General features: G+C 44.4%; 12 protein-coding genes and 1 other RNA gene. All 13 read left to right on the forward strand.

Annotated features, from left to right (window positions below; genetic code table 11):
* Window positions 1-16 precede the first annotated feature (16 nt).
* The 13 genes from rsmI to murC all read left to right on the forward strand — a co-directional run bounded on the left by rsmI (window position 17) and on the right by murC (window position 14,344).
* Entirely contained in the window at window positions 17-877 is an 861-nt protein-coding gene (gene rsmI, locus ACJZU6_RS03505) for a 16S rRNA (cytidine(1402)-2'-O)-methyltransferase (RefSeq protein ID WP_080158323.1), read from the forward strand.
* 152 nt (window positions 878-1,029) lie between these two features.
* Window positions 1,030-1,418, forward strand: an RNA gene (gene rnpB, locus ACJZU6_RS03510) — RNase P RNA component class A.
* 270 nt (window positions 1,419-1,688) lie between these two features.
* Window positions 1,689-2,147 carry a division/cell wall cluster transcriptional repressor MraZ gene (gene mraZ / locus ACJZU6_RS03515; protein ID WP_080158322.1) on the forward strand — a complete coding sequence of 153 codons (459 nt, stop codon included), beginning with the start codon at window positions 1,689-1,691 and terminating at the stop codon, window positions 2,145-2,147.
* Window positions 2,148-2,161: 14 nt separating this feature from the next.
* Entirely contained in the window at window positions 2,162-3,109 is a 948-nt protein-coding gene (gene rsmH, locus ACJZU6_RS03520) for a 16S rRNA (cytosine(1402)-N(4))-methyltransferase RsmH (RefSeq protein WP_080158321.1), read from the forward strand.
* Entirely contained in the window at window positions 3,106-3,423 is a 318-nt protein-coding gene (gene ftsL, locus ACJZU6_RS03525; RefSeq protein ID WP_080158320.1) for a cell division protein FtsL, read from the forward strand. Before rsmH ends, ftsL begins: the two co-directional genes overlap by 4 nt.
* Window positions 3,424-3,426: 3 nt before the next feature.
* Window positions 3,427-5,169, forward strand: a complete 1,743-nt coding sequence (locus tag ACJZU6_RS03530) for a penicillin-binding transpeptidase domain-containing protein (RefSeq protein ID WP_080158319.1) — start codon at window positions 3,427-3,429, stop codon at window positions 5,167-5,169.
* A 9-nt stretch (window positions 5,170-5,178) separates the two neighbouring features.
* A complete protein-coding gene (gene murE / locus ACJZU6_RS03535) occupies window positions 5,179-6,702 on the forward strand; it encodes a UDP-N-acetylmuramoyl-L-alanyl-D-glutamate--2,6-diaminopimelate ligase (RefSeq protein ID WP_408900649.1) in 1,524 nt (507 codons plus the stop codon).
* Window positions 6,699-8,081, forward strand: a complete 1,383-nt coding sequence (gene murF, locus ACJZU6_RS03540) for a UDP-N-acetylmuramoyl-tripeptide--D-alanyl-D-alanine ligase (RefSeq protein WP_408900650.1) — start codon at window positions 6,699-6,701, stop codon at window positions 8,079-8,081. The genes murE and murF overlap by 4 nt, the downstream gene beginning before the upstream one ends.
* A complete protein-coding gene (gene mraY / locus ACJZU6_RS03545) occupies window positions 8,081-9,163 on the forward strand; it encodes a phospho-N-acetylmuramoyl-pentapeptide-transferase (protein WP_080158316.1) in 1,083 nt (360 codons plus the stop codon). The genes murF and mraY overlap by 1 nt, the downstream gene beginning before the upstream one ends.
* Before the next feature lies 1 nt (window position 9,164).
* Window positions 9,165-10,502, forward strand: coding sequence for a UDP-N-acetylmuramoyl-L-alanine--D-glutamate ligase (murD, locus tag ACJZU6_RS03550; protein ID WP_408900651.1), 1,338 nt, complete (start codon window positions 9,165-9,167; stop codon window positions 10,500-10,502).
* Window positions 10,502-11,815: a cell division protein FtsW gene (gene ftsW, locus ACJZU6_RS03555; protein ID WP_408900652.1), complete on the forward strand. Its 1,314-nt coding sequence runs from the start codon at window positions 10,502-10,504 to the stop codon at window positions 11,813-11,815. Before murD ends, ftsW begins: the two co-directional genes overlap by 1 nt.
* Window positions 11,802-12,866, forward strand: a complete 1,065-nt coding sequence (gene murG, locus ACJZU6_RS03560) for an undecaprenyldiphospho-muramoylpentapeptide beta-N-acetylglucosaminyltransferase (protein ID WP_408900653.1) — start codon at window positions 11,802-11,804, stop codon at window positions 12,864-12,866. The genes ftsW and murG overlap by 14 nt, the downstream gene beginning before the upstream one ends.
* Window positions 12,867-12,880: 14 nt before the next feature.
* Window positions 12,881-14,344, forward strand: a complete 1,464-nt coding sequence (gene murC / locus ACJZU6_RS03565) for a UDP-N-acetylmuramate--L-alanine ligase (RefSeq protein WP_080158312.1) — start codon at window positions 12,881-12,883, stop codon at window positions 14,342-14,344.
* Window positions 14,345-14,453 lie beyond the last annotated feature (109 nt).

Consider the following 14,453-nt stretch of genomic DNA (forward strand, 5'->3'; position numbering starts at 1 on the left):
ATGAGATCTTAGACAAATGAGTGAGAGCAATTCAGGCATGGTAGATGTCGCAACTTTGTACATCGTACCAACACCTATCGGTAATCTTGCTGATATAACGCAGCGCGCATTAGACGTATTAGCAAACGTAGATTTAATTGCTGCTGAAGATACACGTCATACATCGCGATTGTTGTCCCATTTCTCTATCTCGACCCGCACCTTTGCGCTTCACGATCATAATGAACAGCAAAAAGCTGACTTTTTGATTGAGAAACTTCAGGCAGGTACTAGCATTGCGCTTGTGTCCGATGCTGGTACGCCGCTGATCAGTGATCCAGGGTATCATCTTGTTAATCGCTGTCGTCATGCGGGTGTTAAAGTTGTGCCATTACCTGGTCCATGTGCTGTAATTACAGCCTTGAGTGGTTCTGGTTTACCTTCTGACCGTTTTAGCTTTGAAGGTTTTCTTCCTCCGAAAAGTAAAGGTCGCCGCGATTGTTTTCAAGCATTAGCTGATGATGCGCGAACATTGATCTTTTATGAATCGCCACATCGTATTAATGATTCCCTAAGTGATATGTTAGCCGTGCTTGGCCCTGATCGCCAAGTAGTATTAGCGCGTGAGTTAACAAAAACTTATGAAACTATCCATGGCGCGCCTCTTGGCGAGTTGATCGATTGGATTGCAGAAGACAGTAATCGTGTTCGTGGTGAGATGGTGGTCTTAGTTGCAGGGCATCGCGCTCAGAAAGACGAATTATCAGTTGAGGTTTTACGTACACTGACCTTGCTTGCAAAAGAGTTGCCTCTTAAAAAAGCAGCAGCTTTGGCGGCTGAAATTCATGGCGGGAAGAAAAATGCATTGTATAAGTGGGGCCTTGAAAATCTAGAATAAGCGGATATTTGCAGGCGGCAGTTTACTTACTGTGTGATATAGCGTGGTTTTTATCTACGAATTAAAAATCAGCCGTTGGTTTTTTGTTCAAGCTGTAATTTTGGTGATTTTTTCACTGGTAACTGTGAGCGTTGTCTTATACAATTCGCCGCGGAGTTGGTCAGGTAATCGCTGCTTCGTTGGTAACCTTCGGGAAATCAATGGAGGGGAGGAAAGTCCGGGCTCCACAGGGCAGGGTGCCAGATAACGTCTGGGGGGCGCAAGCCCACGACAAGTGCAGCAGAGAGCAAACCGCCGATGGCCCATTGCTTGCAATGGTGCACAGGTAAGGGTGAAAGGGTGCGGTAAGAGCGCACCGCGCGGCTAGTAATAGTTTGTGGCAGGGTAAACTCCACCCGGAGCAAGACCAAATAGGTCCCTAATGGCGCGGCCCGCGTTGGGGACGGGTAGGTTGCTTGAGTCTGTGAGCGATTGCAGACCTAGACGAATGATTGCCGCCGCGAAAGCGGAACAAAACCCGGCTTATCGACCGACTCCCTACATTTAGAGAAGGTGGTGTTTGATTACAAGCACCACCTTTTTTTCGTTTTTTTTCCGCCAAAATTACATTTCGCAATCAGGTTTACTCGACCACTGTTAGAAGTGTGTCTGAATTACTGCCAATTGCTTGACATCGTTTTTGTCTCATACGTACACTTTGTGTGGGAATTTGTGGGGAAAAGTGGTGTTGTCTTATTATCTTTGTTGTTATTCTGCTAAAGTGAGTGATTAACGTACTCTTTTTATCGTGTAATTTAACCGAGATCCCCAAATGTTAAGAGGTGCCACTAACATTGTTATTGATGACAAAGGTCGCTGGGCAATGCCGAAGCGTTACCGGGCTGCATTAATTGAACAATGTCAGGGACACTTTGTTTGTACTATCGATCACCAGTTTTGTTGCTTGTTGCTATATCCCATCGATGAATGGGAACGAATTGAAGCTAAATTAGTACGTCTATCTAGCCTTCACCCCGCAGAGCGCCGCTTACAACGATTGTTGCTTGGCCATGCTAGCGAATGTGAACTGGATGCGCAGGGAAGGATATTAATTCCACCGACGTTAAGACAATATGCTCAGTTAGCGAATAAAATAGTGGTCGTTGGCCAGTTAAATAAATTTGAAATCTGGTCTGCGCCTTTATGGCAACAGCAAATTGAACATGATATCGACCTTCAGGCTGAGGATGCGCCGGAATGTTCCCCGCGCCTTAGTGAGCTTTCACTTTAGCTGAAATTATATTTATGTCTGAGCAATTTGAGCACGTTTCCGTTTTACTTAATGAATCAGTAGACGGGTTAGCGATTAAACCCGACGGTATCTATATCGATGGTACTTTCGGTCGCGGCGGTCATAGCCGTTTAATTCTTTCAAAACTAGGTGAGAACGGTCGCCTGTACGGTATTGATCGCGATCCTCAAGCGATTGCAGAAGCGCAAAAAATTGATGATCCACGTTTTGAAATTATCCATGGTCCATTTTCGGGTATGGAAAAATACATGCAAGAACGTGATCTGATTGGTCGTGTTGACGGTGTATTACTTGATTTAGGTGTTTCGTCACCGCAACTTGATGATGCTGAACGTGGTTTTAGCTTCATGCGTGACGGCCCACTGGATATGCGTATGGATCCAACATCAGGTATGTCTGCGGCTGAATGGCTAGCAGAAGCGGATGCTGATGATATTGCATGGGTATTAAAAGAGTTTGGTGAAGAACGTTTCGCTAAACGTATTGCCCGCGGTATTGTTGATTATCGTGAAAACCCAGATAAAGAGCCGTTAACACGTACGCGTGAATTAGCGAGTCTGATTGCTGAAGTATCACCATTTAGAGACAAACATAAGCATCCTGCAACCCGCAGTTTCCAAGCGATTCGAATTTACATTAACAGTGAATTAGAAGAAATTGACACCGCTTTACATGGTGCAATGCATACTCTTGCATCGGGTGGTCGTTTATCCGTGATCAGTTTCCATTCATTGGAAGATCGCATGGTAAAACGCTTTATTCGTAAGCAAAGCAAAGGTCCAGATGTTCCTGCTGGCTTACCATTAACCGAAGATCAAATTAAAGCACTGGGTTGTGCGGATATGAAACCTATCGGTAAAGCGATTAAACCATCACAAAATGAACTTGGTTATAACACGCGCGCTCGTAGTTCAGTGCTACGTTTGGCCGAGCGTCTATGAAAACAACAGAATCTTCAATGAATCTGGCTAGCCTGATCGGACGAGACCTCGTCACGGTCGGGTTGGTACCGCTGATTCTAGCCTTCACTATCCTCATTTCTGCCTTGTCTGTTGTCTACATTACTCATGAGTCACGTCAATTAATTGCGCAGCAAGAAAAGCTATTAATGCAACGTGAAACCTATGATGTTGAATGGCGAAATCAAATACTTGAAGAAAACTCACTTGCAGAACACAGTCGCATTGAACGATTAGCTGAAACTGAGCTCAAAATGCAACGTCCATCTGTCGATAATGAAATTGTTATACATTAAAAGATGAAATTATTTAACCGTTCAAATAAAAAGACGCAGGTTAGTCCTAAGAGTACGCCATTTCTAAAATGGCGCTTTATCGTCGTCTGTGGCTTTATTCTATTAGGTTTCTTTGGCTTAATTGCACGTGCTGCTTACATTCAGGTATTAGAACCTGGCCGTCTGATTCAAGAGGGTGATGCACGTTCATTACGAGTACAATTAATGCCTTCTGCACGCGGTATTATTTCAGATCGTAACGGTGAGCAACTTGCCGTTAGTGTGCCCGTACAAGCCGTCTTTGCCAATCCCGTCGAAATATTTAAACATGGTGGTTTAAGTGAAACCAACCGTTGGAACGCGCTGGCCGATGTACTCGACCTTGACCGCGCAAAATTATTACGCCGCTTAGAAAAAAATAAGACCCGTCGTTTTATCTATCTTGCTCGTCAAGTTAGCCCGCCGATGGCAAATTACGTTAAAAAACTGAAATTGCCGGGTATTGGTCTAAAAGCAGAATCACGTCGTTTTTACCCATCAGGTGAAGTGAGTGCACAATTAATTGGTTTTACAGGTATTGATGGTCATGGACTTGATGGTATCGAAAAAACCTATGATGGTTGGCTAACGGGTGAACCGGGTCGCCGTACTGTGCGTAAAGATCGCTATGGCCGTGTTGTCGAAAATATCTCCCAACAAAGTCGTCAACCGGGTAAACCGCTTGAGCTAAGTATTGATCAGCGTATTCAAGCGATCGCTTACCGTGCTGCAAAAGAAGGGGTAATGGATATTCCAGCCACTTCAGTCAGTATTGCGATTTCAGATGTGCGTACTGGTGAGATTCTAGCGATGGTCAATGCGCCGTCATTTAACCCTAATGATCGCAATGATCGTCAGCCGTATAAAATGCGTAACCGCGTGATCACTGATACTTTTGAGCCCGGCTCAACGGTGAAGCCATTTGTGGTATATACCGCCCTTAAAAATGGGGTTGTGAACGAACATACGCTAATTAAGATTCCGCAAAGTAAGCATTTCCGTGTTGGCAGCAAAGTGATCACTGACGTATCACGCATTGAACCACTAGCGACCGTCCAGCGTATTTTACAAAAATCGAGTAATATCGGTGTGAGTAAACTCTCGCTAGCGATGCCTGTCGAAGATATTCTTGATACGTACCGTAAAGTTGGTTTTGATGAGCCGTCAGGGATTAACTTGATTGGTGAAACAACGGGCCACTTCCCGAATCGTTATCGTTGGTCTGACATTGGTCGTGCCACTTTAGCGTATGGTTACGGTATTTCATTAACACCAATTCAATTACTGCATGCTTACACCACGCTCGGTGCTTATGGTATTAAACGCCCGTTATCGATTCTAAAAACAGAAAAAGTGGTGCCGGGAGAGCAAGTGCTTGATCCTAAAATCGCTAAGAAAATTCTGTTAATGATTGAATCTGTGACTGATAAAGCGGGTGGTGGTGGTGGTTGGCGAGCGGCCATTCCTGGTTACCGTGTTGGTGTTAAAACCGGTACTGCGAAAAAAGCGATTGCTGGTGGCTATGGTAATGATTACTTCTCTTATACCGTTGGCGTGGCACCTATTAGTCATCCACGGTTAGCGATTGTAGTGATGGTTAATGAACCTAAAGGCGATAAATTCTATGGCGGTGCGGTTGCTGCGCCAATTTTATCAAAAGTACTTGGTGGTGCATTACAAATTCTAAACGTGCCGCCAGATGCGGATACGCTAAAAATAGATAAATGAGTGTGAGTCATGGCATTGGTTAAACAGGAAGTACAATTAGGCGCGGTATTAGCGCCTTGGCTAACAGCCAATAAGGTGCCAGCTGAATATTTACAGTTGGCATTAACCGCAATGACATTAGATAGCCGCCAAGTTACCACTGGGTGCTTATTTGCTGCGGTTAATGGTCATACCGTTGATGGCCGTCGCTTTATAGATAACGCGATTGCCGCTGGTGCGAGCGCGATTATTGCAGAAGCGGATGATGTTGCCACTGACGGTGAGATCCTATTTAACAATGGGATCATTATTATCTATTTGCATAATCTTGGTCATAAGTTATCAGCCATTGCTGGGCGCTTTTATGCTGAACCGAATAACAAGCTTAAGTTGTATGCAGTAACCGGCACTAACGGTAAAACCACCATTAGCCAATTATTAGCACAATGGGCTGACTTAGTTGGTTATCGCGCTGGTGTGATGGGTACGACAGGCAATGGTTTGTTAACGGATCTACGCCCAGCAGCCAATACTACGGGTAGTGCGATTGAAATTCAGCAGACATTAGCTGAATTGGTCGCACAAGGCGCTAATTTTGCAGCGATGGAAGTGTCGTCACATGGCTTAGTGCAAGGTCGAGTTAGTGCATTACATTTTGTGGCGAGTATCTTTACCAATCTTAGTCGAGATCATCTTGATTATCATGGTGATATGGCACATTACGCGGCGGCGAAAAAAAGTTTATTTACCGAACATGACAGTGGTGTTGCGGTTATCAATGCTGACGATGTAGTCGGTCAACAATGGCTTGCAGATTTACCTCAAGCGGTTGCAGTTGCGATGAATGCTGAAGCTGTGGCATTCCATGGTGGATCAAAGTTATGGGCAACCGCAGTCGATTTTAGCACTAAAGGTGTCACCATTAGCTTTGAGTCTAGCTGGGGTAACGGCACATTTACTGCGCCATTAGTCGGCTCATTTAATGCGACCAATTTATTATTAGCATTGGCGACATTGTTAGTTAGTGGCCATTCATTGCCTGAATTATTAGCCGTAGCTCCGCGTTTACAAGCGGTTATTGGGCGAATGGAAGTGTTTCAATCACCGCTTGGCGATAAAGCGATGATGGTGGTTGATTATGCCCATACGCCAGACGCACTAGAAAAAGCCCTGCAAGCTTTACGGGTGCATTGTGAAGGCAAACTGTGGTGTTTATTTGGTTGTGGTGGTGATCGTGATACCGGTAAGCGCCCAATGATGGCCGCGATTGCAGAACAATATGCCGATCATATTATTCTTGTTGATGATAATCCTCGTAGTGAAGATCCACAGCAAATCATGTTGGATATGCAAGCCGGATTAACTGCTGCGGCGACGGCAACAGTGATTCATGATCGGGCTCAAGCATGTGCTTATGCAATTCAACAGGCAGCAGCAAATGATATTATTTTAGTGGCTGGAAAAGGCCATGAAGATTACCAAATTTTAGCTGATCGCACGATCCACTATTCAGACCGCGAAACTGTGGCCGCATTATTTAGAGAACAGGCATGATAAAGGTTCAACTAAGTCATTTACAGTCAGTACTCAATGCTGAACTTATTGGCGCGGATGCTGAGATTGCAGCAGTATCAACAGATACTCGTACCATTGATAATAATACCCTTTTTATTGCCTTAATTGGCGAGCGTTTTGATGCTCATGATTTTTGTCAAAATGCCGTTGATAATGGGGCGAAAGCATTATTGGTCAGTAAACCGTTAGCTGTCGATATTCCACAATTGGTTGTTGCTGATACCCATCAAGCACTTGGCCAATTAGGGGCATGGCTTAAAGCTAAAATGACCGCTGAACACGGTTTAAAAACACTGGCGCTAACAGGCAGTTGTGGTAAAACCACCGTTAAAGAAATGGCGGCGGCAATTTTAGCCACTAAAGGACAAGTGCTGGCTACTGCCGGTAATTTTAACAATGATATTGGCGTGCCGTTAACATTATTACGTTTAACAGCTGCGGATAATTATGCCGTGATTGAGCTTGGTGCTAATCATTTAGGTGAAATTGCTTATACCACCGCTTTAGTTAAACCTGACGTGGCATTGATCAATAACCTTGCGGCAGCGCATCTTGAAGGGTTTGGCTCATTAGAAGGTGTTGCTAAAGCGAAAGGTGAGATTTTTGAAGGATTGACGGCACAAGGGCAGGCGGTTATTAACCTTGATTCTAATCAGCTCACAATGTGGCAACCATCACTGGCAAACCACAGTGTAAGTAACTTCTCGGCGACACAAGCCAATGCTGATTATTTTGCCGCGAATATAAACATTAACTCTCAGGGGTTGGCTTGTTTTACAATGCAAACCCCAATGGGCGCGATTGATATTAGTTTAACGTTAGCGGGCACTCACAATGTTAGCAATGCACTGGCAGCCGCCGCATTGACTATGGCATTAGGTGCGACGCTTGCTGATGTAAAGCAAGGATTAGAGCGCGTTGTTAATGTTAAAGGTCGCTTAGCTATCACCACGCTGCCGTCTGGGTTACGGTTAATTGATGATACTTATAATGCCAGTGTTGCTTCTGTGAAAGCGGCGATTGATGTGCTGCACAGTTTCAGCGGTAAGCGTTACTTTATTTTGGGTGATATGGCCGAACTTGGTGAAGAAAGCGAAAGCTTACACCGTGAAGTGGGTGAATATGCACGTGATAAACAGTTTGATGGCGTGATGACTTTTGGTCGTGCCAGTGCTGTGGTCAGTGAACTGAATAACGGTCAGCACTTTAGTGATAAAGCCGCATTGATCGACGAACTTAAACAACAATTACACCAACAAATTAGCCAATCCCATACTCCTCAAGTGACTGTGCTTGCCAAAGGCGCGCGTAGCTCTCGAATGGAAGATGTTATTATTGCATTGCAGGAAGATAAATAATGATTTACTGGTTAGCTGACCACTTTCAGTCCTCAATCCCCTTTTTCCGTCTGTTTGAATACCTGACGTTCCGCGCCATCATGAGTATTTTAACGGCGTTATTATTTTCGTTATGGTTAGGTCCACGCATGATCGCACGTTTGCAGATGCTGCAAATCGGTCAGATTGTACGTAATGATGGCCCTGAATCGCATTTTAGTAAACGCGGTACGCCAACCATGGGCGGACTGATGATTTTAGCTGCAATTACGTTAACCGTATTATTGTGGTGTGATCTTAGTAACCCTTACGTATGGGCTGTATTGGCTGTGATGTTGGGTTATGGCGCAATTGGTTTTGTTGATGATTACCGCAAAGTTGTGCGTAAAAATACCGATGGCTTAATTGCGCGTTGGAAATATTTTTGGCAATCAGCCATCGCACTTGTGGTGGCTTTTGTGCTTTATGCTTACGGTAAAGATACCGCTGCAACCCAATTAGTGGTGCCTTTCTTTAAAGATGTGATGCCACAATTGGGTCTGTCTTACATTGTTCTGACGTATTTTGTCATTGTTGGTACCAGTAACGCGGTTAACTTAACCGATGGTCTTGATGGCTTAGCTATTATGCCAACCGTGATGGTTGCGGCGGGCTTTGCCTTTATTGCATGGGCAACCGGTAACTACAACTACGCAGAATACTTACATATTCCTTATTTAAGTAATGCGGGTGAGTTAGTTATTCTTTGTACTGCTATTGTTGGTGCTGGTTTAGGTTTCTTATGGTTTAACACTTACCCAGCTCAAGTGTTTATGGGCGATGTAGGCTCATTAGCATTAGGCGGCGCATTAGGTACTATTGCGGTGTTAGTTCGCCAAGAGTTTCTATTGGTGATCATGGGCGGTGTGTTCGTGATGGAAACAGTATCGGTTATTTTACAAGTTGGTTCGTTTAAGCTACGCGGACAACGTATTTTCCGTATGGCACCGATTCACCACCACTACGAATTAAAAGGTTGGCCAGAACCACGGGTTATTGTCCGTTTCTGGATCATTACACTGATGCTGGTATTGATTGCGTTAGCTACATTGAAGGTGCGTTAACATGAATGGCTTGGTAGGTATTAACAAGGTTGTTGTGATTGGACTTGGTATGACAGGTCTATCGGTGGTGAATCATTTAGTACGATTACCACAATTGCTGGATATTAAAGTAATTGATACCCGTGATAATCCGCCAGGCCAAGAACAATTACCTGCGGGTGTCGATGTGTGCGCGGGTCAATGGAACCTACAATGGCTACTTGATGCTGATTTAATCGTTGCCAGCCCAGGGATTGCATTAGCAACGCCAGAGTTATTGTTAGCCGCGCAATCAAATATTGAGATTGTGGGTGATATTGAGTTATTTGCGCGTGCGGTGAATAAACCCGTGGTTGCGATCACAGGCTCTAACGGTAAAAGTACCGTCACCAGTTTAGTCGGTGAAATGGCTAAAGAAGCCGGTGTTAATGTCGGTGTTGGTGGCAATATTGGTTTTGCGGCTTTAGATATGTTGGCTCAAAATCACGATCTGTACGTGCTTGAGTTATCCAGTTTTCAGTTAGAAACTACGTCATCCTTGGTTGTTGATGCTGCGGTATATCTCAACTTGTCGGAAGATCATATGGATCGTTATCCGGGTGGTTTAGCTGATTATAGCAATGCCAAAATGCGTATTTTTGATCATGCTAAATTGGCGGTGTATAACCGTGACGATCTTGCTACCAAGCCTGATTTTAACGGCAATATGACCAGCTTTGGTTTTGATAATGCTGATTATGGATTGGTTACTGTTGATGGCGCGGAATGGTTAGCGATTGCGGGTGAGCCATTAATGGCTGTCAGCGAAATTGCGTTAGTTGGCCGTCATAATGTGGCGAACTGTTTAGCAGCATTAGCATTAGCCGATGCGGTCGGTATTGATCGCACTGCCGCTTGCCAAACAATGCGCCGTTATACTGGATTAGCTCATCGATGTCAGTTGGCAGTGAATTGCCACGGTGTTAAATGGGTTAATGATTCAAAGGCAACCAACCTTGCTAGTACCGTTGCAGCATTAACGGGCTTGCAATTGGCAGGTAAACTGCATTTATTAATGGGTGGTGACGGTAAAGGCGCTGATTTCAGTGAACTTAAACCGATTCTGGCTGACTTAAATGTACAACTTTATTGTTTTGGTCGTGATGGACATTTATTCAGTGATTTAGTTGAAAACGCGATAAATGTCGACACCATGAGTGAGGCAATGGATCGCGCAGCAGCTACCGTACAAGCTGGCGATATGGTTTTATTATCACCGGCGTGTGCCAGTTGGGATCAATTTGCCAACTTTATGGCACGCGGTGATGCTTTCGTTGAACAAGCCATTCGGCTACAAGATTCAATCTCAGGAAAAATGTAATGTTTAAAATGGCCCGTAACGGATTATCGGTAGTTTGCGGTTGGTTTTTAAAACCCGCTAAACCGATTCTGTATGACCGCCAATTGGTGTGGATAGCAATAGCCCTGATGATGACAGGGTTAGTAATGGTAACGTCAGCATCCATACCTGTCGCTACTCGTCTTACGGGTGTTCCTTTCTTTTTCGCACTTCGTCATGGCTTCTTTTTAGTCTGTTCGATAGTGATCGCTGCGTTTGTTATGCGGATCCCATTAGCTAAATGGGAAAAGTACAGTGTGCCAATGCTATTGATTTCAATCTTTTTATTGATTGTAGTATTGGCTATCGGCCACTCGGTTAATGGTGCTGCTCGTTGGATACCATTAGGGGTGTTTAATTTGCAACCGGCGGAAGTTGCCAAACTGTCATTATTTGTGTTTCTTGCGGGCTATTTAGTTCGTCAATATAACCAAGTCCGTGGCAGTTTTATCGGTTTTGCTAAGCCATTAATCGTACTGGGTATTATGGGCTTTCTGTTGCTACAACAGCCTGACTTAGGTTCGTTCGTGGTCATGTTTGTCGGTACCATCGGGATGCTATTTATTGCGGGTGCGCGGTTATGGCAATTCTTAGTCATGCTCGCAACTGCCTTAGTTGGCATTGGGATGTTGATAGCCTTTGAACCTTACCGTATGCGACGGGTAACCTCGTTTTTAAATCCATGGCAAGATCCTTATGGTAGTGGTTATCAGCTAACCCAATCATTAATGGCATTTGGTCGTGGAGAATGGTTTGGGCAAGGACTGGGTAACTCGATTCAAAAACTGGCTTACTTACCAGAAGCACATACTGACTTTGTATTTGCTGTTTTAGCCGAAGAATTAGGCTTAGCTGGAGTAATCGTTGTTTTAACATTATTGTTTGCATTAGTGTTTAAAGCGATTGCTATTGGACGTAAATGTCTAGAAAGCGGGCTTTTATTTGGTGGTTATTTGGCGTTTGGCTTTGGTATTTGGTTTGCGTTTCAAACCTTGGTTAACGTTGGTGCCGCTGCGGGTATCGTACCGACCAAAGGCTTAACCTTGCCCCTGATCAGTTATGGTGGTTCAAGTCTCTTTATCATGGCTGCTGCGGTGGCGATTTTGATTCGAATTGATTTTGAACAGCGGGTCGCTGCTAAATTTGCATCAGAGCAACCTGCAGAGGTTGATGATGAAGCACTCGATAATATGGAAGTAGCAGTTGAACAAGTCTCTTTAGATTCTCAAGTGCTTGCAACTGCTGATAATTCACAACTAGAACAAGATAAAAAGCATTCTAATGACAAAGAATAAACGTTTATTGGTGATGGCGGGTGGTACTGGCGGTCACGTCTTTCCTGGGCTAGCAGTTGCACGTCGATTGCAGCAACAAGGATGGGAAATTCGCTGGTTGGGTACCGCCGATCGTATGGAAGCGGATTTAGTGCCTAAACACGGTATTGATATCGATTTTATTAAAGTAAAAGGATTACGTGGTAGCGGTATTGTATCGTTATTAGGTGCGCCATTTAAAATTATTAAAGCGATTATTCAAGCGCGTAAATATATCAAAGCATGGCAACCGGATGTAGTGCTTGGTATGGGGGGGTATGTCAGTGGACCTGGTGGTGTTGCTGCATGGTCACTGGGTATTCCAGTGGTATTGCATGAGCAAAATGCCGTAGCTGGGCTAACCAATCAGTGGTTGGCTAAAATTGCCAGCAAAGTGCTGCAAGCTTTTCCCGGTGCTTTCAAAGATAAGCAAGTGGTCGGTAATCCGGTTCGTGAAGATGTAACATTATTGCCTGCACCTAAACAACGCTTTGCTGAACGCACTGGGACAATTCGCGTATTGGTGATGGGTGGTAGTCAAGGGGCACGTATTTTAAACCAGACCATGCCAGAAGTAGCAGGGATTCTAGGGGATAACGTCACCATTTGGCATCAAGCGGGTAAAGGCAGTCAGCAATCGACACAAGAAGCTTATGTGAAGCATTGTCAAACACCCCATAAAGTGACTGAATTTATTGACGATGTTGCCGCTGCTTATGGCTGGGCTGATTTGGTTGTTTGCCGCTCTGGTGCGCTAACGGTATCAGAATTATCGGCAGCGGGTGTTGGCGCTATTTTTATTCCGTTTATGCACAAAGATCGCCAACAAGCTTTAAATGCCGAACATTTAGTCGCATGTGGTGCCGCTAAAATGATTGAACAACCGCAATTGACGGTTGATGGCTTAGCCCAACAAATTAATTTATTAAATCGTATTGCGCTTGAGCACATGGCTTGTGCGGCGCGTAATGCTGCTATCATTGACGCAGACCAACGTGTTGCCGATGTGATTAAATCACTAGCAAAGAATTAAACAGGAACAAAGTGATGAGTAAACTGGATAACCAGCAATTAGCAAAGATTCGAACTATGGTGCCTGAGATGCGCCGAGTCGAACGAATTCACTTTGTTGGTATTGGTGGTGCTGGCATGAGCGGCATCGCAGAAGTATTGGTTAACGAAGGTTACCGTATTAGTGGTTCTGATATCGCACCCAATGCCGTGACCAATCGTCTAACCGCAAAAGGCGCGGAAATCTTTTTTGGTCATGCGCCTGAAAATGTCACTGGCGCCAGTGTGGTTGTGGCATCAACGGCTATCAACAAACAAAATCCAGAATTATTAGCCGCAACAGAGTTACGTATTCCTGTTGTGCGCCGTGCTGAAATGCTGGCTGAGTTAATGCGTTACCGTCATGGTATTGCGATTGCGGGAACGCATGGCAAAACCACTACCACCGCACTGACGACACAGATTTATTCTGAAGCGGGTCTTGATCCAACGTTTGTTAACGGCGGTTTAGTTAAAAGTGCTGGAACTAATGCGCGTTTAGGTTGTAGTCGGTATTTAATCGCTGAAGCTGATGAAAGCGATGCGTCATTTTTACACTTACAACCAATGGTGTGTGTAGTCACTAACATTGAAGCTGATCATATGGATACTTATGGTGGCGACTTTGAAGTGTTAAAACAAACCTTTATTGATTTCCTCCATAACCTGCCATTTTATGGTTTAGCGGTAATGTGTATTGATGATCCAGTGGTACGTGAATTATTACCACGTGTTGGTCGTCCAATGTTGACTTATGGTTTTGCTGAAGATGCCGATGTGCGCTTAGTTAACTATACTCAAACGGGCCAACAAGGTCATTTTACGGTATTGCGTAATGATAAGCCGGCATTGAATATTACGCTTAATATTCCAGGTAAACACAACGCATTGAATGCAACGGCTGCAATTGCAGTGGCAACTGAAGAAGGTGTCAGTGATGATGCTATCATGCGCGCTTTAGTTGAATTTGAAGGCACAGGGCGTCGTTTTGATCACTTAGGTGAGTTTGAAACGGGTAATGGTAACGTGATGCTGGTGGATGATTATGGTCATCATCCAAGCGAAGTGGATGTTACTATTCAAGCTGCACGTGCAGGTTGGCCTGATAAGCGTTTAGTGATGATATTTCAGCCCCACCGCTACAGTCGTACCCGTGATTTATACGATGATTTTGCTAATGTATTAGAGCAAGTCGATGTGCTAGTGATGCTGGATGTGTATGCTGCGGGTGAAACCCCGATTGCTGGTGCTGATAGTCGTTCGTTGTGTCGTACAATCCGTTCACGCGCGAAAATTGATCCTATCTTTGTGCCACAAGCAGAGCATTTGCCTGCAGTATTAGCCAATATTATCCAAAATGATGATTTGGTTCTGACACAAGGCGCGGGTGATGTTGGCAAAATAGCCCGCCAATTGGCTGAATTACAGCTGAATATTCCAGCTATGCGTCAAGATGCTTAATTGGTATTTTTTGCTTTGATCGAGAGCATAAACACCGATCACTGGCTGTAAAAGGGTAATTCCAGTGCCAGTGATCGCTATTTTTTGCGATTTCTCGACAAATAGATAA

It is taken from the genome of Photobacterium piscicola, from assembly GCF_046058925.1.
Classification (GTDB): Bacteria; Pseudomonadota; Gammaproteobacteria; order Enterobacterales; family Vibrionaceae; genus Photobacterium; species Photobacterium piscicola.